Source organism: Flavobacterium gawalongense (assembly GCF_007097265.1).
GTDB lineage: Bacteria > Bacteroidota > Bacteroidia > Flavobacteriales > Flavobacteriaceae > Flavobacterium > Flavobacterium gawalongense.
This window is the reverse complement of sequence record NZ_VJZP01000016.1, coordinates 36,091-56,204: the sequence shown is the minus strand read 5'-3', so window position 1 is coordinate 56,204 and position 20,114 is coordinate 36,091. Positions and strand designations below refer to the sequence as shown.

Annotated in this window: 17 protein-coding genes; 9 read left to right on the top strand and 8 right to left on the bottom strand. The window is 35.0% G+C overall.

The window, feature by feature from the left end:
- Positions 1-165 precede the first annotated feature (165 nt).
- Positions 166-813, top strand: coding sequence for a hypothetical protein (locus FNW38_RS10045; RefSeq protein WP_143387939.1), 648 nt, complete (start codon positions 166-168; stop codon positions 811-813).
- Positions 814-921: 108 nt separating this feature from the next.
- On the opposite strand, the gene carB is transcribed toward FNW38_RS10045, so the two are convergent.
- Together carB and rpmH are read right to left on the bottom strand one after the other, a co-directional pair.
- Positions 922-3,774: a carbamoyl-phosphate synthase large subunit gene (gene carB, locus FNW38_RS10040; RefSeq protein ID WP_143387940.1), complete on the bottom strand. Its 2,853-nt coding sequence runs from the start codon at positions 3,772-3,774 to the stop codon at positions 922-924.
- A 165-nt stretch (positions 3,775-3,939) separates the two neighbouring features.
- On the bottom strand, positions 3,940-4,101 hold the full coding sequence (gene rpmH, locus FNW38_RS10035) for a 50S ribosomal protein L34 (protein ID WP_007136275.1): 162 nt from the start codon (positions 4,099-4,101) through the stop codon (positions 3,940-3,942).
- A 165-nt stretch (positions 4,102-4,266) separates the two neighbouring features.
- On the opposite strand from rpmH, the gene FNW38_RS10030 reads away from it, so the two are divergent.
- Complete coding sequence (locus FNW38_RS10030) at positions 4,267-4,782, top strand: DUF2892 domain-containing protein (protein ID WP_143387941.1); 516 nt, start codon at positions 4,267-4,269, stop codon at positions 4,780-4,782.
- 206 nt (positions 4,783-4,988) lie between these two features.
- Here FNW38_RS10030 and FNW38_RS10025 read toward each other — a convergent pair whose 3' ends face one another.
- Together FNW38_RS10025 and FNW38_RS10020 are read right to left on the bottom strand one after the other, a co-directional pair.
- Complete coding sequence (locus tag FNW38_RS10025) at positions 4,989-5,882, bottom strand: lytic transglycosylase domain-containing protein (RefSeq protein WP_144066685.1); 894 nt, start codon at positions 5,880-5,882, stop codon at positions 4,989-4,991.
- Positions 5,883-5,911: 29 nt separating this feature from the next.
- A complete protein-coding gene (locus FNW38_RS10020) occupies positions 5,912-6,595 on the bottom strand; it encodes an alpha/beta hydrolase (protein ID WP_143387943.1) in 684 nt (227 codons plus the stop codon).
- Positions 6,596-6,812: 217 nt separating this feature from the next.
- On the opposite strand from FNW38_RS10020, the gene FNW38_RS10015 reads away from it, so the two are divergent.
- On the top strand, positions 6,813-7,430 hold the full coding sequence (locus tag FNW38_RS10015) for a pirin family protein (RefSeq protein ID WP_317129741.1): 618 nt from the start codon (positions 6,813-6,815) through the stop codon (positions 7,428-7,430).
- A gap of 24 nt (positions 7,431-7,454) precedes the next feature.
- Positions 7,455-7,739, top strand: coding sequence for a GNAT family N-acetyltransferase (locus tag FNW38_RS10010; protein WP_143387979.1), 285 nt, complete (start codon positions 7,455-7,457; stop codon positions 7,737-7,739).
- A 73-nt stretch (positions 7,740-7,812) separates the two neighbouring features.
- Here FNW38_RS10010 and FNW38_RS10005 read toward each other — a convergent pair whose 3' ends face one another.
- The gene (locus FNW38_RS10005) at positions 7,813-8,904 is read right to left on the bottom strand and encodes a hypothetical protein (protein WP_143387944.1); all 1,092 of its coding nucleotides are present in this window, start codon (positions 8,902-8,904) and stop codon (positions 7,813-7,815) included.
- Between the two features lie 250 nt (positions 8,905-9,154).
- A complete protein-coding gene (locus FNW38_RS10000) occupies positions 9,155-10,789 on the bottom strand; it encodes an ABC-F family ATP-binding cassette domain-containing protein (protein ID WP_143387945.1) in 1,635 nt (544 codons plus the stop codon).
- A gap of 318 nt (positions 10,790-11,107) precedes the next feature.
- Here FNW38_RS10000 and FNW38_RS09995 point away from each other — a divergent pair, with 318 nt between their 5' ends.
- On the top strand, positions 11,108-12,484 hold the full coding sequence (locus tag FNW38_RS09995) for a S8 family peptidase (protein ID WP_143387946.1): 1,377 nt from the start codon (positions 11,108-11,110) through the stop codon (positions 12,482-12,484).
- Positions 12,485-12,664: 180 nt separating this feature from the next.
- Here the strand turns inward: FNW38_RS09995 and FNW38_RS09990 are convergent, their stop codons facing one another.
- Entirely contained in the window at positions 12,665-13,840 is a 1,176-nt protein-coding gene (locus FNW38_RS09990; protein WP_143387947.1) for a GlmU family protein, read from the bottom strand.
- Positions 13,841-14,169: 329 nt separating this feature from the next.
- The gene (locus FNW38_RS09985) at positions 14,170-14,421 is read right to left on the bottom strand and encodes a type B 50S ribosomal protein L31 (protein ID WP_066077760.1); all 252 of its coding nucleotides are present in this window, start codon (positions 14,419-14,421) and stop codon (positions 14,170-14,172) included.
- A 241-nt stretch (positions 14,422-14,662) separates the two neighbouring features.
- On the opposite strand from FNW38_RS09985, the gene FNW38_RS09980 reads away from it, so the two are divergent.
- From FNW38_RS09980 to FNW38_RS09965, 4 genes are all read left to right on the top strand, one after another.
- The gene (locus tag FNW38_RS09980; protein ID WP_143387948.1) at positions 14,663-15,196 is read left to right on the top strand and encodes a DUF4199 domain-containing protein; all 534 of its coding nucleotides are present in this window, start codon (positions 14,663-14,665) and stop codon (positions 15,194-15,196) included.
- Between the two features lie 5 nt (positions 15,197-15,201).
- Entirely contained in the window at positions 15,202-16,161 is a 960-nt protein-coding gene (locus FNW38_RS09975; protein WP_143387949.1) for a glycosyltransferase family 2 protein, read from the top strand.
- A 324-nt stretch (positions 16,162-16,485) separates the two neighbouring features.
- Positions 16,486-18,213, top strand: coding sequence for a phospho-sugar mutase (locus FNW38_RS09970; RefSeq protein ID WP_143387980.1), 1,728 nt, complete (start codon positions 16,486-16,488; stop codon positions 18,211-18,213).
- Positions 18,213-20,042, top strand: a complete 1,830-nt coding sequence (locus tag FNW38_RS09965) for an ABC transporter ATP-binding protein (protein ID WP_143387950.1) — start codon at positions 18,213-18,215, stop codon at positions 20,040-20,042. The genes FNW38_RS09970 and FNW38_RS09965 overlap by 1 nt, the downstream gene beginning before the upstream one ends.
- Positions 20,043-20,114 lie beyond the last annotated feature (72 nt).

Sequence of the window (20,114 nt, the reverse complement as noted above, 5' to 3'; positions counted from 1 at the left end):
GAATTGATCGTCTTTCAAGTCATCAATAAACAAGATGCTTTTCCTTTACTTATTTCTAATACAAACAATTGATATTAAGCATACTAAATTAAAAATTCCAATTATAATTTCGTAAATTTGATAATCGTTTGATAGCTCATTTAGCACAATCCTAAAAATTTTGCTATGAAAAAACAATCTTTATATCTATTAATTTGCCTTTTTACTTTACTGGTTTCTTGCTCATCATCAGAAAATCAGGAAGAAACCAATTCTTATATAATAAAAGTAAAAGAACATAAAACCAATTTGCCTTTACAAGGAGTAGAAATCAGTTTATACTATTGTAAATATGACAATGAGTTTGGATGCCAAAAAAGGTTATTATCAACACATATAACTGATGCAAAGGGTGAATATAAAATGACTGAAGAAGAATATTTAAAAGCTGACGAAGGATTTATTTTAAGAAAACCGCAATACTGGAATGTGAACAGAAAGATGGAAGAAATAGCGATGGAACCGGAAGCTTGGGCAAAAATTGCTCTTAAAACAAACACAACCTATCCCACTACGAGCATTTTTGTATTAAAAACCACTAGTGAATTAGGTATTGAAAGTATCCAAATTTTAAAACCTTACAAAGATACAATTGTAGATTTCAGACTATTTGGCAATGAAATGAATAAAATTAACTGGATAGTATACAAAACAGGACAAATCTGCAATGGCTGGAGTGGTACATGCTCTCTTCCTACTGACACAATAACGTCTGGGAGTATATCTTTAAATCCTCAAAAATTTGAAACTCTTACTTCTTCTATAAATTATTAATTACACACTTGTATCTTCAGTTTGGTGCGAGGATTTTTTTTGCAAATCCACAGCAGTATTTCATAAAAAAAGCCCCAATCGGGGCTTTTTCAATATCTAAACTCAAGCTTATTTGCTCAAATACATTTTTCTTCTAGAGTATAATTCGTAGAATTGATCGTCTTTCAAGTCATCAATAAACAAGATGCTTTCTCCAGTTGATTTCATCTCTGGTCCTAATGCTTTGTTTACATTATGAAACTTGCTGAAAGAGAAAACCGGTTGCTTGATGGCAAATCCTTTTAATTGCGGGTTGAAAGTAAAGTCGGTTACTTTATTATGACCCAACATTACTTTAGTAGCATAGTTCACATAAGGTTCTCCGTAAGCTTTCGCAATAAATGGAACCGTACGAGACGCTCTAGGATTTGCTTCAATGATGTAAACGATATCATCTTTGATAGCAAACTGTATGTTGATTAAACCAACCGTTCTCAAAGCCAACGCAATATTTTTGGTATGGTCTTTTATTTGTTGCATTACAAATTCGCCTAAGTTAAATGGTGGCAAAGTGGCGTTACTATCTCCAGAGTGTACTCCGCAAGGTTCGATATGCTCCATAATTCCTATGATGTACACATTCTCCCCATCGCAAATCGCATCGGCTTCGGCTTCAATTGCACCATCCAAATAATGGTCTAAAAGCAATTTATTTCCTGGAATCGTTTTCAACAAATTGATTACGTGCTCTTCTAATTCTTGTTTGTTGATTACAATTTTCATTCCCTGACCACCCAACACATAAGAAGGACGAATCAATAATGGAAAATCTAAAGTATCAGCCAAAGCAGAAGCTTCGTCCGCTGTTTCTGCAATTCCAAACTGAGGGAAAGGAATTTTTAATTCCGTTAAAAGTTCAGAGAAACGCCCTCTGTCTTCGGCTAAATCCAAAGCATCAAAACTAGTTCCCAAGATTTTTATTCCGTATTTAGACAGTTTTTCGGCCAATTTCAAGGCAGTCTGTCCACCTAATTGTACGATAACACCTTCTGGTTTTTCATGTTGAATAATATCGTAGATATGTTCCCAGAAAACTGGTTCGAAATACAATTTATCGGCTGTATCAAAATCAGTCGAAACCGTTTCTGGATTACAGTTGATCATAATCGTTTCATAACCACATTCTTTGGCGGCAAGCACCCCGTGAACGCAAGAATAATCAAATTCGATTCCTTGTCCAATTCTATTTGGGCCTGACCCAAGAACAATTATTTTCTTTTTATCCGTAACAATACTTTCGTTGTCAACGTAACGTTCTCCGTTTGCTTTTTCTATTTCAGCTTCAAAAGTCGAGTAATAGTAAGGCGTTTTTGCCTTGAATTCCGCAGCACAAGTGTCAACCAGTTTGAATACACGGTTGATGTTCATTGTAGTACGCAAAGCATGTACTTGACTTTCTAAACAACCCATCATGTGTGCGATTTGTCTGTCGGCAAAACCTTTTTGTTTCGCTTCCAATAACAATTCTCTTGGCAAAGATTCTACTTTATAGTTAGAAATTTCTTTTTCTAACGTATAAAGTTCTTCGTATTGTTTCAAGAACCACATATCGATTTTAGTGATTTCATGAATGCGGCTCAATGGAATTCCCATCGCGATAGCATCATAAATCACAAAAACACGATCCCAACTCGCAAAAGTCAGTTTCTCGATAATTTGTTCGTAGTTTTTATATCCTTTTCCGTCAGCACCTAAACCATTTCTTTTGATTTCCAATGATTGAGTCGCTTTGTGCAATGCTTCTTGGAACGAACGTCCAATTCCCATTACTTCTCCAACGGATTTCATTTGAAGCCCTAACGTTCTGTCAGCTCCTTCGAATTTATCAAAGTTCCAACGAGGTATTTTCACGATCACATAATCCAAAGTTGGTTCGAATAAAGCCGAAGTTGATTTGGTAATTTGATTTTGCAATTCGTCTAAATTGTATCCCAAAGCCAGTTTGGAAGCAATTTTTGCAATAGGATACCCCGTTGCTTTTGATGCCAAAGCAGATGAACGAGATACACGAGGATTGATTTCAATCGCAACGATATCTTCTTTATCGTCAGGCGAAACGGCAAACTGCACGTTACAGCCTCCGGCAAAGTTTCCGATGCTTCGCATCATCAAGATTGCCATATCACGCATTTTTTGGAAAGTCGTGTCAGATAATGTCATTGCTGGTGCAACAGTAATGGAATCTCCGGTATGAATTCCCATTGGATCCATATTTTCGATAGAACAGATAATCACAACATTGTCGTTTTTATCTCTCAAAAGTTCCAATTCGTATTCTTTCCAACCCATTAAAGCTTTATCAATTAAAACTTCGTGAATTGGTGATGCTTCTAATCCTCTGGTTAAAAGCTCATCAAAATCTTCTTTTTTATAGACAATAGCAGCTCCGGTTCCTCCAAGTGTAAACGAAGGACGGATTACTAACGGAAAACCAAATTCCTGGGCAATCTCTTTTCCCCTAAGATATGAAGTACATATTTCTGCAGGTGCAGAAGGCACCCCAATTTTTTTAAGAAGTTGTTTGAACTGTTCTCTGTCTTCGGTAATATTAATGGCATTGACATCAACCCCGATTAATTTTACTCCAAAATCTGCCCAAATTCCTTTTTCATCTGCTTCCAGACACAAGTTCAAAGCGGTTTGTCCACCCATAGTAGGCAAAACGGCATCGATTTGAGGATGTGCTTTAAGGATTTCAATAATTGATTTGGTCGTTAATGGTTTCAAGTAAACGTGATCGGCCATAGTTGGGTCGGTCATAATAGTGGCCGGATTCGAGTTGATTAGAATCACTTCAATTCCTTCTTCACGAATAGAACGTGCAGATTGTGATCCTGCATAATCAAATTCGCATGCTTGACCAATAACAATTGGGCCTGAACCTATTATTAAAACTGATTTTATGGATGTATCTTTTGGCATTGTATTATAATTGTAGTTAGTTTTTTTTGTTTAAAGTTTAAGGTTTAAGGTCAGTTGCGCAACATTAAACCTTTAAACATTAAACTTTTAATCTTATTTTAACGATAAGGTATAAAAAAAGGCGATACTAAAAAAAGTAACGCCTTATATATGTTTATAAAAACATTATTTTTTATGTCTTGGTTCACAAGAAACAGTCAATTTATGTCTTCCTTTAGCTCTTCTACGCGCTAGAACTTTTCTTCCATTAGCAGAAGCCATTCTGTCCATAAATCCGTGCTTATTTCTTCTTTTTCTTTTCGATGGTTGAAACGTTCTTTTGCTCATTGCTTTGTATCTTTAAAAATCTTATTTATATGTCTTCCTAATTTCGAATAACTGTTATTCTAAAACCGAGTGCAAATATACAAAGACTTTTTTTTCTCACAAGCAGTTTTGTAAAAATATTTTCAATTCCTTTTACTATATTTGTGATCTTAAAATAAACACACTATGTTTCACAGAAATATTAAACTTATTATCGCCGGACTTATTATAGCTACTGGCATTTGGCAATTTACAGAAGGAAATATCGGTAACGGAATATTCCTTATTTTATTGAGTGCAATTCCTATTTTTCTTTACTTCAAAAACGAATTCATCTTACTTGCCTTCTTAAAACTAAGAAAACAGGATTTTGAAGGGGCTAAAAAATGGTTGGCTTACATCAAAAACCCAGAAACTGCTTTAGTAAGAAAACAACAGGGATATTTCAATTACTTACACGGAATCATGCTTTCGCAAACGAATATCAATCAAGCAGAGAAATATTTCAAGAAAGCCATTGAGTTAGGATTATCAATGGATATGGACTTGGCTGTAGCCAAATTAAATTTAGCCGGAGTTGCCATGACCCGTCGCCGAAAATTAGAAGCTACTTCCCTATTGAATGAAGCTAAAAAATTAGACAAACAGAATATGCTGAAAGATCAGATTACGATGATGAAAGATCAAATGAAGAAAATATAATGTATTACAACTATTGAAAAAGGGTCAAATGATACACATTTGACCCTTTTTTTGGCTTATATCGTATTTTTTTTAGAAGGACAAAGCTGCTTCACATTTTTTTTATCAACCATATAAGAAATAAAAGTTCATTTAAGCATTTGCTTATCTTAGTTTTTACGTGGGTTATATTTTCTTAAATGCCTTATCTGGTCCAAAAAAATCAGTTAATATCCCTTCAAAGGAATTTCGATTTGGTATTTTTTACCGGTATCATTTATTAATTTTGTTTCCCTTAGCCAAGGATTGTGTATTTTCAAAATCTTATAGTTAATCCCCTGACTTTTTGCAAAACCGGCCAAATCAGTAATCGAACTGTCAATTTCAATTTTCTTGGTCGGCAAGATTCCGTATAAATCTTCAGGAGCAATGGTAAACCCATATTTTACAGGATTCTTCATGATCTCCTTCAACGCTAAAATCCTGAAAACATAGCGAGACGTTTCTTCCGTCAGCAACAAATCGTAATAATTAGACACTTTTTGAATATCAATTTGCTTATTCACACCCGTCATCCCACCGTTATAAGAGGCTGCCGCCAAGGTCCAGCTTCCAAATTTCCCTTTGGCACTCAAAAAATAACTGCAAGCCGCTTCCGTTGATTTTTCTAAATCATAACGCTGATCCACATTTTCATTGACTTCCATTCCACGCTCTTTTGCAGTATCGGGCATGAATTGCCAAATTCCTCTGGCTCCTGCCGGCGAAACCACATTCACCAATCCACTTTCTATAACCGCCAGATATTTAAAATCATCCGGAATACCGTTCTTTTTTAAAATAGGTTCAATTACAGGAAAAGCACGATTCGCTCTTTTAATGGCCAAAATAGTGGACGCATGCAGATTTACATTTACTAATAATTCCCTGTCCAAACGTTCTTTAACATCCGATATTTTCAATGGCGTTTCTTCGCCTGCAAAATCCAGTTTTACAGGAAAAATCGACACTGATTCTCTTTTTAAGTCTTTTTCTTCGTCGGGATTTACAGCTGCAAAAATAAATATTCCACTCGCAAAAACTACGGTAAAGAGTAGCGTAAACTTATTTATCAATTTCATATTTTTCTTTTTTTAAGTCTTTCGTTCCCTTACAAAAACACGTTTACTTCCTTTTTTGTCTCCAATATAATGGAAGGTAAATTTTCATTCAACCACTTGTATTTATTCAAAATCATAATGTGCGTCCCTCCTTTTACAACGACACAATTTTTAATGTTTTTTATAGGAAAAACATCATCCATATCTCCATGAATATGAATAACGTCTTCATCAACAACCGTTCTTTCCCAAAGAACAACTTGCTCTACTGCCCAATTCAAATAGCGAATATCCCGAACGGAAAGAAACTTTTCATACAATTTTAGTCTTTGATTTACTTTTTCTCCAAAAGAAAATTTAGCCAGACTTTCCATATTTAAAATCAGATTCACCGGAATTAGTTTGTATGCTTTAGTGGTTTTAGCGATTTTTAATCTGCGGGGAAATTCCAAATTACTTTTCACACTTGAAATGATAATTACTTTCCGGGCATCTATATATTTTGCCATTTCCTGAACCAAAATACCACCAAAGGAAACCCCGATCAAAACGGGATTCTTATGTTTAATTTTCTCCGCAATTCGCTTTGCATAATCCATTAAAGATTCATTATCCAGCGGAATCTCCCACTCTAATAAATGGGTTTCAAAAGTAGCTGACGGCAGTGCAATCCGTTCAAAAATTGCAGTACTTGCCGCTAATCCTGGCATTAGATAAACAGGGATTTTACTCATAATTGTTTTAATGATTTTACAACAACATTCCGCTTTTTATAGCGAATTTTGTATAAAAATAATTTTTTTATCGGAAACTCCCAGAATTACCACTCTATATTATCAATAATTTATGACTACACAACAATTTGAATCGAACACAAGAGGCAAAGCAGATTTTGGTTGGCTTAACGCCAATTTCTCCTTTTCGTTTGGAAATTAGTACAATCCGGAACGTCTGCAATTTGGAATGTTACGTGTTTTAAATGACGATACCATTGCAGGAGGGACAGGCTTTCGCACTCACCCGCACGCCAACATGGAAATCATCACCATTCCACTTGAAGGCGGATTAAAGCATAAGGATAGTATGGGAAATGAAGGCGTAATTCGTTTTGGAGCAGTGCAAGTAATGAGTGCCGGAACCGGAGTGGAACATTCTGAAATGAATGCCAGTCAGAAAGACGAGGCAAAAACATTACAGTTATGGGTATTCCCTGACAAAGAAGAGGTTACACCAAGATACGCACAGAAATCATTTGATATTGAGAATCAAATCAATACCTTTGTAAATATTGTTTCGCCAAAAGACAGTAATGACGGAAATGCGCTTTGGGTTTACCAGAAAACCTTTTTTTATTTAGGTATTTTTGATAGCAACACCACTACGACATACGAAGTTAACATTCCTCAAAACGGAGTTTATTTATTTTTGATTGAAGGCGAAATAGAAATTAACAATCAAATTTTGAAGGCAAGAGATGCCATGGGAATAACGGATTTCGATCAATTTGAAATCAAGACTATGACCAAATCAAAAATACTTTTGGTAGAAGTACCAATGAATAACAGTTAAATTATTATGGAGACAGCAATCACTATGGAAATCAAAGACAATACTTTTGCTAGACAATTTGAAACTGAAGTGAAAGAAGGATTAATTTCTGTTGAATATTCGTTTCAGGAGAAAAAAATATTTTTAACAAAGATAAATGTTCCTGAATCATTCAGTGACGAGGAATTCATTTCTAATTTCCTCAAAAATATCATGGAAATTGCGATTGAACGAAAATTTAAAGTTGTCCCTATCCTTCCTAAAATAGTCGTATTTTTCAAAAAAAATCCTATTTACAAAGAGTTACTTCCTCCCGGAATCAGACTATAAAAAAACGAGGCAGTGTCAATAACACTGCCTCGTTTTTTCGTTTTAAAATCAAAACTATATTTCATAGCTCAAATTAATTTCTGTCTCTAGTACGACTTGGATTATTCGTTCTGGGTGCAGACTGACGATTCATTGGTGCATTAGGCTGAACTGAACGAGTTGTCGAAGGAGTTCTTTGACGTGTTCCTTCTATAGGTTGGCGTCTTGTTGGTTCATTAGGCCGTACTGAACGAGTTTCCGGTAATGCTTGGCGAGTTCTTGTGCGGGTCTCTGGAAATTCTTGACGAGTAGCCGGAGGATTTCCCGAACGTGTTCGGGGAATTGCCTGACGTGTTCTTGGAAGAACCGTTCCTTCTGGTCTTCTAAAATTCCTTCCTTGATAGGTTCCTCTATACGTATCATTTACCCTGTTTCTTCTTACTATTGGAGAACTGGTCCTTCTGGAATAATAATAAGAATAAGCAAGCGGATATCTTACATATCCCACTCTACGATAGTAATAATTTCTATAATAATGGCGATGATATCCCCAATAATTATAATAATAAATGGGCGACCACGGACGCCAATAAGACGGATAATAATCCCAACGCCATGGAGATATGTAAATTACAAATGACGGTGAAAATAAATTGATTATTATTGTCCAATCATTAACATACAAAACACCATTCCAATAATTACCTGCATACATCCTCTCATAGCCCAAATAGCCAGGATTTGGAGTTAAAGTATCTCCTGCGGAAGGTTCCACAATATAATCATTACCATACAATTCTTCGTCTCCTATAATTTGAATAACAACCTTTCCAAATCGGTTTTTATTGACTTCTATAACGGCAACATCCTGATCTTCTAATCTATTTATCGCCACACGAAGCACAATGGAATAAGAATCACCATCTCTATAACTAATTACTCGAATGTAATCTATAAAATTATCATTATTCAAATCCAGATTATTGATATTTCTATCTTTGCTATTAATCGCTCTTTCAAATTCCTCTAATGTTTTTGATTTTTGAAAAACGTCCAATACAGCATACAGATTTAGGTTGTCACCCGGCAAACCTAAAGCTACAGGTTCGTTTTCTATTTGAGAAAACACAGGAAAACTCAACAAACAAGTCGTTAAGAACACAAAGGATAAAATTAATTTTTTCATGATTTTAAATTTTATACATTGATACCAAATTTTTATACAAGGTACGAAAAAATTAAATTAAAAATCTGATTACAAACACTTTAACTGTTATATTTAAAACAAGATTTAAAATAAAACAAGATTATTCCCTAAAATGAATAACCCTTTTCTAAATTTAAATTGAAGAAAACCATACCATGCAGAATAAAAAAAGGCATACGTCATACGTATACCTAATTTTTATTCTTTAAATGCTATTGTTATCTGAAGACTATTTCTCTATCTCTCTCATACTGTCCATTTTTTTGTGTGCCAAGAAACCAGCAATATCTTCAAAATGTTCCACTACTCTTTTGTTTCCAAATTCAAAAACTTTAGTCGCCAATCCGTCCAAGAAATCCCTATCGTGAGAAACTAAAATCAAAGTTCCGTCAAATTCACGCAAGGCATCTTTGATAATGTCTTTGGTTTTCATGTCCAAGTGATTCGAAGGCTCATCAAGAATCAACAAATTCACCGGCTCCAATAATAATTTAATCATTGCCAAACGGGTTTTCTCTCCACCTGAAAGTACTTTTACTTTCTTGGTTACATCATCACCATGAAACATAAAAGCCCCTAAAATATTTTTTATTTGAGTTCTAACATCACCAACAGCAATGCCATCAATAGTTTCAAAAATAGTGGCATTCTCATCTAATAAAGCCGCTTGATTTTGGGCAAAATAACCAATTTGTGCATTGTGACCAATTTCGAGATTTCCACCATCAATCCCAATTTCTTTCATAATGGCTTTGATCATCGTTGATTTACCTTCCCCATTTTTACCAACGAAAGCTACTTTTTGACCTCTTTCAATTACAATATTAGCATCTTTAAAAACAATGTGATCCCCATAGGATTTTGATAAATCCTTTACAATCACAGGGTATTGTCCCGAACGAGCTGCTGGTGGAAATTTTAATTTCAATGCTGAAGTATCAATTTCATCAATTTGAACAGGCACAATTTTTTCAAGCATTTTTACACGCGATTGCACAGATAGCGTTTTAGAAAAAGTCCCTTTAAATCGTTCAATAAATACCATATTATCAGCAATCATGCGTTGTTGCTCGTCGTATGCTTTTTGCTGGTGCATGCGACGGTCTTTTCTCAACTCTAAATAATGAGAATACTTGGCTTTATAATCGTAGATTCTTCCCATAGTTACCTCGATCGTACGATTAGTAATCGCATCTACAAAGGCTTTATCGTGAGAAATCACCACAACTGCTTTGGCTGAATTAATCAAGAAATCCTCTAACCATTGAATACTTTCAATATCCATGTGGTTGGTAGGCTCATCCAGTAAAATTAAATCTGGTTTTTGCAAAAGGATTTTGGCTAGTTCTATTCGCATTCTCCATCCTCCTGAAAACTCCGAAGTTTGACGACTGAAATCTTCGCGAACAAAACCTAAACCGATTAGAATTTTCTCTACTTCGGCTTCATAATTTACTTCTTCAATAGCATAAAATTTCTCACTCAGGTCAGAAACTCTTTCTATTAAGTTCATATACGCATCGCTTTCATAATCCGTGCGAATCGTCAATTGCTCATTGATTTCATCAATCTCCGCTTTCATTTTAAAAATCTCACCAAAAGCTTTAGAAGTTTCTTCCATCACCGTTGCACCATCCGTAGTCAATAAATGCTGAGGCAAATATGCCACAATTGCATCTTTTGGCGCCGAAATAGTACCGGTTGAAGGCTTGCTTTGGCCTGCAATAATTTTAAGAAGCGTCGATTTTCCTGCTCCATTTTTACCCATCAAGGCAATTTTATCATTTTCATTTATGGCAAAAGAAACATCACTAAAAAGTGTCGTGCCACCAAATTGCACTGAAATATCGTTAACTGTAATCATTATTTGTAGATAATTAGATTTTTCGATTGTTAGATTTTTAGACAACCGCTTTTTTTAAAAGTGCAAAGATAGGTTAATTAGAGAATTAGGCAATTTGGAAAATGAAATAATGAGACATGATCAATTTCATTAAATCTAAAAATTGACAAACAACCGTTTTTTTGCTATTTTATTCTGCCTGTGGAATTTGGAAAATTTAACAAATTTAGGTGCTTATCAGGCTATTTAAAACTGCAAAACGTCTTTAAAATCGTTAAATATTTTGTATATTTAATGTCCCCTAATCTTTTGTCCTTTTAATCCTTAAAAAGTTATATTATGAAACTAAATCGCCTTTTAACGATTGCGGTGGCAATAGTATTGACACTGACACTATCCTGTGAAGATGACTTCAACGACACGCAAGAACCTGTACAAAAGGCAGCTCAACTTAAATTTGTACCTGGTGAAATACTCATTAAATTTAAAGACGGGGACAAATCCAGCAGCAGAACAAAATCGAGTGCTTTGTCTCTGATTATGGGTAATGTCGTTGAAATAATCACCACAAACGCCATGAAAACCACTAGCAAAAGCACCAACAGAGGTGATCTTATGCTAGTCACTTCAAAATTAGGCACTATGGAAGCCATTGCACTCCTAAAGGATTTACCTGAAATTGAGTATGCGGAACCCAACTGGATCTATCAACATTTTGATTTTCCCACTTCCAATGATCCGTATTATGTTAATGGATTGCTATGGGGGATGTATGGAGATGCCACAGCTCCAGCTAATCTATTCGGATCACAAGCGGGTGAAGCATGGGCAGCCGGACACACAGGATCGACTGACGTCTATGTTGGTGTAATTGATGAAGGCGCCCAATACTCTCATGAAGACCTTAAAGCTAATTTCTGGACCAATCCTTTTGACCCAATTGATGGAACTGATAACGATGGCAACGGGTATAAAGATGATGTTCATGGTTGGGATTTTGATAAAAACGATAATAGCACTTATGATGGAACACAAGATGACCACGGTACTCACGTTTCAGGAACCATTGGCGCTGTTGGCGGTAATGGAACAGGAGTTGCGGGTGTAAACTGGCAAGTGACAATCATCTCTGCAAAATTTCTGGGCAGAAGAGGTGGGACAACTGCAAATGCAATCAAGGCGGTTGATTATATAACGGATTTAAAAACCCGTAATGGATTAAATATTGTAGCAACCAATAACTCATGGGGTGGCGGTGGATTTTCTCAAGCATTACAGGATGCTATTGAAAGAGCAAACAGAGCGAATATTTTATTTTGCGCAGCAGCAGGCAATGGCGGGAGTGATGGCGTAGGTGACGACAATGATAAGACTGCCAATTATCCATCAAATTACCCAAATACAAATGTTATTGCTGTTGCTTCGATAACTTCAACTGGCGCAAGATCTTTATGGTCAAATTATGGAGCAACTACGGTAGATATCGGCGCTCCTGGTTCAGGTATTTATTCCACTTTACCTAATGGCTATGGCTCTTATAGTGGCACCTCTATGGCAACACCACATGTAACCGGAGCTTGTGCTTTGTATGCTTCAACTCATCCGGGAGCTTCAGCTGCTACCATAAAAGATGCCATATTACGTAGTACCGTCTCCACGGCTTCATTGAGCAATAAATGTGTTACCGGTGGTCGCTTGAATGTCAGTGGATTTTAATTAACAAACTAATTGACCTGAAAAAAATGGTTCTCTTATTTATGCATGCCAATAAAAAACAGACTAAAAAAGCCTCTATATCGAGGCTTTTTGTATTAGGTATATTATCTTATAAATTGTCTGCAAACAAATTGACTTCAACAAAAAAAAGATTTCTCCTATGTCGAAATGACAAAAGAATTATTCTTTCCTCCACTTTTTAGTTTCCTCAAAAACATGTTCTAAAATAGCTGCTTCTCTTTCGTCAAAGTCAACATTTCTGCGAGCCATAACTAATCGAGCCGTTTCAAACGCTTTTTTGGTTATATAAGTCGTAAAACCAGAAGCGCCACCCCAAGAAAAACTAGGCACAAAATTGCGAGGAAACCCACTTCCAAAAATATTAGCGCTTACTCCCACTACCGTTCCTGTATTGAACATCGTGTTAATTCCACATTTGCTATGGTCTCCCATCATCAAGCCGCAAAACTGAAGTCCGGTTTTTGCAAAACCTTCGGTTTCATAACTCCACAATTTTACTTCTTCATAATTATTTTTCAAATTGGAATTATTACTGTCGGCACCAATATTACACCATTCGCCAAGAACAGAATTTCCTAAAAATCCGTCATGACCTTTATTCGAATAACCAAACAATACCGAATTATTAACTTCGCCTCCAATTCTGGAATACGGACCAACAGTTGTTGCTCCATACACTTTGGCCGCCATTTTTACCACCGCATTTTCGCACAAGGCAAAAGGACCTCTGATTACAGAACCTTCCATAATCTCAGCATCTTTCCCTATATATATAGGACCCGTGGAAGCGTTTAAAGTAACAAACTCTAACTTAGCTCCCTCTTCAATGAATATATTTTCAGGTGCGATGACATTGACACTTTTTGGAATGGGTTGTGATTTTCTATCTTCGGTTATGAATTCAAAATCCTCTCGTATTGCTGCATCATTTTTGGAAAAAATATCCCAAGTATGTTCTACCGTTAAACAATCGTCTTGATATTCTATAATTTCATAGGTATCAAAATCGACTTCGTCCTGATTTTCATTGGTATGAAAAGCAATTACTTCATCTCCTTTGAAAATAGCCTGATTCGACTCCAGATTACTGACCATTTCGACCAAAACATCGTTAGGCAGAAAGGAAGCATTTATCATTACATTTTCTTCTAATTCTACCATTGGAAATTTCTCCGACAAATACTCTTCTGTCAATGTGGTAGTAGTGGAACCCAAACGCATTTCCCATTTTTGGCGAATGGTCATTATCCCAATAAGAATATCAGCAACTGGTCGCGTAAAAGTAAAAGGTAATAATGCATTTCGCGAAGGGCCATCAAAAAGTATGTAATTCATAAAAATTGTTTATTTGTTGATTCGGTTATTTGTTGATTCGAAAATTAATTTTACCAACCTACTCTTTTAATAATATTGACCCCAAAGTTACAAAGTTTTCAAATAGATAAAAATAAAATATGACTGTCCGCTTAGCGGACTAAAGTTATTTTTTAGCCACGAATTTCCACAAATTTCACAAATTAGTGTTTGATTTTTCTTTTAAGGATAAAAATTCGTGACAAATTCGTGAAATTTGTGGCTAAATTTTTCTTTAGTATTAGTTACGGATAGGCATAAAAAAAGCCTCCCGAAAGGAAGGCCTCAATGTATTTAGAAACAAGTTAAAATTATTTAGCGTGTTTAGCGTATTTAGTTTTGAATTTATCAATACGTCCTGCAGTATCGATAAGTTTAGATTTACCTGTGTAAAAAGGGTGAGAAGTTCTAGAGATCTCCATTTTAACAACTGGATATTCAACACCATCAACTGTTAATGTTTCTCTTGTATCTGCAGTAGATTTAGTGATAAAAACCTCATCGTTTGACATGTCTTTAAATGCAACTAATCTGTAATTTTCTGGGTGAATTCCTTTTTTCATCTTGTTAATCTTTTTTATTTGTTAATTATAACTTGTTTTGAAGCTTTTCTTCTAACAGAAAAGGTATAAACTCATTATAACTTTTTGTTTTACATTATTATTTTGAGTTTGCAAATTTACAATTTTTTTCCAATAATCAAATCTTTGTTTCACTTTTTTTATATAATCGTAAAAAGCGATTTTTATCTTCGAATATATTGGGAATTGCTATCTTTGCGGATTAATAAACAAACAGCTACTAATGGTTAATGAAATTATAAAAAGAAACGGAATTACATTCGGGATAATCACGGGAGTAGTATTATCATTAATCACTGCTTTAATGTATGCGTTAGACATAAAATTATTCATCGCTTGGTGGACTACCCTTTTAAGCTTTTCTGTTTTTATCATTGTGCCAATTGTATCGCTTTCTAAAACAAAAAAAGAGTTAAATGGCGTTTTTCCTTTTAAAGAAGCTTTCACTACCTATTTTATTACCGCAGTAATCGGAGTGATTATTTCTGTCGCTTTTAAAATTATTTTATTCAACTTGATCGATCCATCAGTAAAAGCTATGCTACTCGATTTAACAATAAAATATTTGATTAGCACTTCTGAAAAATTTGGAGTGACAGCATCCTCTTTAAATGAAACTGTTTTAAAACTAAAAGAAACTGATCCTTATTCCATTGTTGAACAACTAAAAGGGTCTGTTTTCAACATCTTTTTTTGCGCCATATTAGGATTGATCATGGCTGCATTTTTTAAAAGCAAATCTCCATCACAAGAATAACAGTAATGAATTTATCTATACTCATACCGCTTCTCAACGAAGAGGAATCACTTAAGGAACTTTACACTTGGATTATTAAAGTGATGCAATCCAATAATTACTCGTATGAAATCATTTTTCTGGATGACGGAAGCACGGATGATTCCTGGAATATTATCGAACAATTTGCTCATGAAAATCCTCATGTAAAAGGAGTTCGTTTCATGAAAAACTTTGGAAAATCACAGGCATTACACGCTGGTTTTGCCAAAGCCCTAGGCGATGTGATAATCACCATGGATGCCGACTTACAAGATAGTCCCGAAGAAATTCCGGGATTGTATGATATGATTATCAATGGCAAATATGATTTAGTTTCCGGTTGGAAAAAGAAACGCTACGATTCTGTGGTTGCTAAAAATTTACCTTCTAAATTATTCAATTGGGCTGCCAGAAAAACATCGGGAGTTGAGTTGAATGATTTTAATTGTGGATTGAAAGCCTATAAAAATGTTGTGGTTAAAAACATTGAAGTTTCGGGTGAAATGCACCGTTACATTCCGGTTTTGGCAAAAAATGCCGGTTTTGGAAAAATTGGCGAAAAAGTAGTACAACATCAAGCGAGAAAATATGGCGAAACCAAATTTGGAATGGAACGTTTCATCAATGGTTTTCTCGATTTGATTACCATTTGGTTTCTTTCCCGATTCGGAAAAAGACCAATGCATTTATTCGGTGCGATGGGATCGTTAATGTTTATTATTGGTTTTATGCTTGCTGGATATATTGGTATTTCAAAACTATACCACATGTATAATGACATGCGCTATAGTCTGGTAACTAACAATCCTTGGTTTTATATCGCGCTTACCACAATGGTATTGGGAACGCAATTATTTTTGGCTGGGTTTCTTGGCGAAATCATTTTGCGCACAAAAAACAATGAAGAGCGCTATAAAGTTTCGAGTGAGGTTAATTTTTTATAATTTTAAATCCTCACCCCAACCCTCTCCAAAGGAAAGGGAGACGAAACCGAAAAACTTTTATGAATGCTGATTAATACAATATAAACGTAACTAGCCCTGATTACTTCACTTGACTTTTATTACAATAGGAGTTCAGTGAATTTCATTTGAAGCGGCATCCTTTTTCTTTTTTTCTTTAAAAAAGAAAAAGATATAGCGAATAGCAGGACACGAGCGTAGCGAACTGACGAAGTAAATAGCTCCAAAAAAAATAAAAAATAAAACGTAGAAATAACTATATTTAAATTTTAAACTATGAATTTAGAAACTAAAAAATTTACAAAAATGGATATCAAACAAAACATTTTGGATGCGGTAAATGAATGGCTTACCCCAACATTTGACACAGCAACACAGCAAGCTATAACGGAATTGATGACTTCATCACCTAAAGATCTGGAAGAAAGTTTTTATAAAAATCTTGAATTTGGAACGGGCGGAATGCGCGGTGTGATGGGCGTAGGAAACAATCGTATCAATAAATACACCCTTGGGAAAAGTACTCAAGGACTTTCGGATTATTTGCATACCGCATTTCCAAATCAACCCTTGAAAGCGGTTATCGCTTATGATTGCCGTCATAATAGTGATACACTGGCCAAAGTGGTTGCGGATGTTTTCTCTGCAAATGGTATTCAAGTGTATTTATTTTCGAGTTTGAGACCAACACCAGAATTGTCATTTGCACTTAAATATTTAGGTTGCCAATGTGGAATTGTTCTTACAGCTTCTCACAATCCGCCAGAATATAATGGCTATAAAGTGTACTGGGAAGATGGCGGACAAATTGTTCCACCGGAAGATGAGGGAATCATCAATGTGATTGAAAATTTGAATTACAATCAAATCAAGTTTACTGCAAATGAGGATTTGATACAGTATATTGATACCGAAGTCGATCAGGCTTTTATTAAATCATCAGTTGAAAATGCCAGTTTCAATACTCCGGCTGCAGCCAAAGAAAATTTAAATATTGTTTTTACTTCGTTACACGGAACTTCTATAACACTAGTTCCAGATACGTTATCACAAGCCGGGTATACTAATGTAAATATTGTTCCGGAACAAGCTGTTCCAAACGGTGATTTCCCAACCGTAAAATCTCCAAATCCTGAAGAACCGGAAGCATTGGCAATGGCATTAGCATTGGCTGATAAAACAAATTCGGATATCGTTATTGGTACTGATCCGGATTGTGACCGTTTAGGAATTGCTGTTCGTAACAATGAAGGGCAAATGACTTTGTTGAACGGAAATCAGACGATGATTTTGATGACTGCCTTTTTATTGGAAGAATGGAAAAAAGCAGGAAAAATTAATGGTAAACAATTCGTTGGTTCGACTATCGTCTCTACACCCATGATTATGGAATTAGCCACAGCTTATGGCGTTGAATGTAAAGTAGGTTTGACCGGTTTTAAATGGATTGCCAAAATGATTAAAGATTTCCCAGAGCTAAAATTCATTGGTGGTGGTGAAGAAAGTTTTGGATACATGGTAGGCGATGCTGTTCGTGATAAAGATGCCGTAGCAGCTACTTTATTAATTTGCGAAGTGGCGGCTCAAGCCAAAGCCAAAGGCAGTACGGTATACAAAGAGCTTCTTAAACTATATGTAGAACACGGTTTTTATAAAGAACATTTGATTTCTATCACTAAAAAAGGAATGGAAGGTTTAGCCGAAATCAATCAGATGATGGTGACTTTGCGTGAGAATCCTTTGAAAGAAATTAACGGCCAAAGAGTAATTATGATGGAAGATTATAAATCATCCGTTGCTAAAAACTTACTTACTGGCGAAGAAGAGATTATGAATATGCCAAAAGCGGATGTATTGATTTATTACACCGAAGACGGTTCTAAAATATGTGCACGACCAAGCGGTACGGAGCCTAAAATAAAATTCTACATCAGCGTAAATACAGCACTTGATACTGTTGAAAATTTCTCTAAAGTGGAAGCCATTTTAAATGAAAAAATAAAGAATATTATTATTGCAATGCAATTGAACTAATGGACAAAAGCTTATTAAAACTAATTCCTTATACAAAACCTTATAAGTCACATATTATCTGGAACGTAGTGTACAACATTTTGTACGCCTTGTTCAGCACCATTTCAATGCTGACACTTCTTCCTGTGCTTGAAGTACTTTTTGGAAAAACCAAAATAATAGAAAAAGAACCTGTATATACGGGAATAGGAGATATAAAGCAGTTTGGTTCCGATTTTATGTACTATAAAATTTCAGAATTAACAAAAGAAAATAGTATTCAAGTTGCGCTGTTATTTGTTGTTTTAATGGTTATTACAACATTCTTATTCAAAAATTTATTTAATTATCTCGCTTCGCATCACATCATGCACTTAAAAAATGGGGTATTAAGAGATTTGAGAAAATCAATGTATAATAAAATAATAGAATTGCCCATTTCCTATTATTCAGAAAAAAGAAAAGGAGATATTATGGCTCGAATGCTTGGCGATGTCAATGAAGTCCAAAACTCCTTTTTTTCTATATTAGAACTTGTCGTAAAAGAACCCTTAACTATTATTTTCGCATTAGTTACAATGTTTTTTATAAGCACAAAACTGACTTTATTTGTTTTGATTTTCATACCGATATCAGGATTAATCATTTCAAAAATCGCTAAAAATTTGAGAGCAAAATCATTGCAGGCACAAAAAGAAAGCGGATTCCTTATTTCTATTGTAGATGAAAGTTTGGGAGGTTTAAAAGTTATAAAAAGTTACAATGCAGAAACAAATTTCAAAAGCAGATTTAACGATTCTGTAACCCGATTATTGAATTTATCAAACAGTATAGGAAATAAAAACAATTTAGCCACACCATTAAGCGAATTTCTGGGAATCACAACAATTGCTGTCTTACTTTTTTATGGCGGGAATTTAGTGTTAGTGGAAAAAACGCTGGATGGCTCTGCTTTTATCGTTTATCTCACCTTGGCTTTCAATATTCTTACTCCAGCCAAAGCTATTTCTAAAGCTTCGTATTCCGTAAAAAATGGGTTAGCCGCTGCAGAGCGGGTTTTTGAAGTTTTAGAAGTCGAAAACGAAATCACTTCAAAAGAAAATGCGGTTGACAAAAACACTTTTGATTCTAATATAACAATCAAAAACATCAACTTTAAATACGAAGATGAACCTGTGCTAAAAGACTTTTCACTTGAAGTAAAAAAAGGGCAAACAGTAGCTCTTGTTGGACAATCCGGGAGTGGAAAAAGTACAATTGCCAATTTGCTTACCCGTTTTTATGATGTTAATGAGGGAACAATTTGTATCGATGGAATTGACATCAAAGACATGAATATCCATTCTCTTCGTGATTTAATGGGATTGGTAACTCAAGACAGTATTTTATTTAATGACACTATCAAAGCAAATATTTCTTTAGGCAAATTAGATGCTACTGATGAAGAAATAATTGAAGCCCTGAAAATTGCCAATGCGTATGAATTTGTAAAAGATTTACCTCTGGGAATTCACACTAATATTGGCGACAGCGGAAACAAACTTTCCGGTGGTCAAAAACAACGATTGTCTATTGCACGTGCCGTTTTGAAAAACCCTCCGATTATGATTTTGGATGAAGCCACCTCAGCATTGGATACTGAAAGTGAAAAATTTGTGCAAGTGGCCTTAGAAAACATGATGCAAAACAGGACTTCTATTGTAATTGCGCACCGTTTATCCACTATTCAAAAAGCCGATTTAATTGTGGTAATGAAAAAAGGAAAAATTGTAGAACAGGGCAAACATGAGGGACTAATTGCTATGGATGGCACCTATAATAAATTGGTTACGATGCAATCATTTGAATAATGACTTAAGGTTGCTGAGTTTTGATTTAAGGTCATTAGGAAAATGTTAAATTATTTTAATTTTTAAATCTAA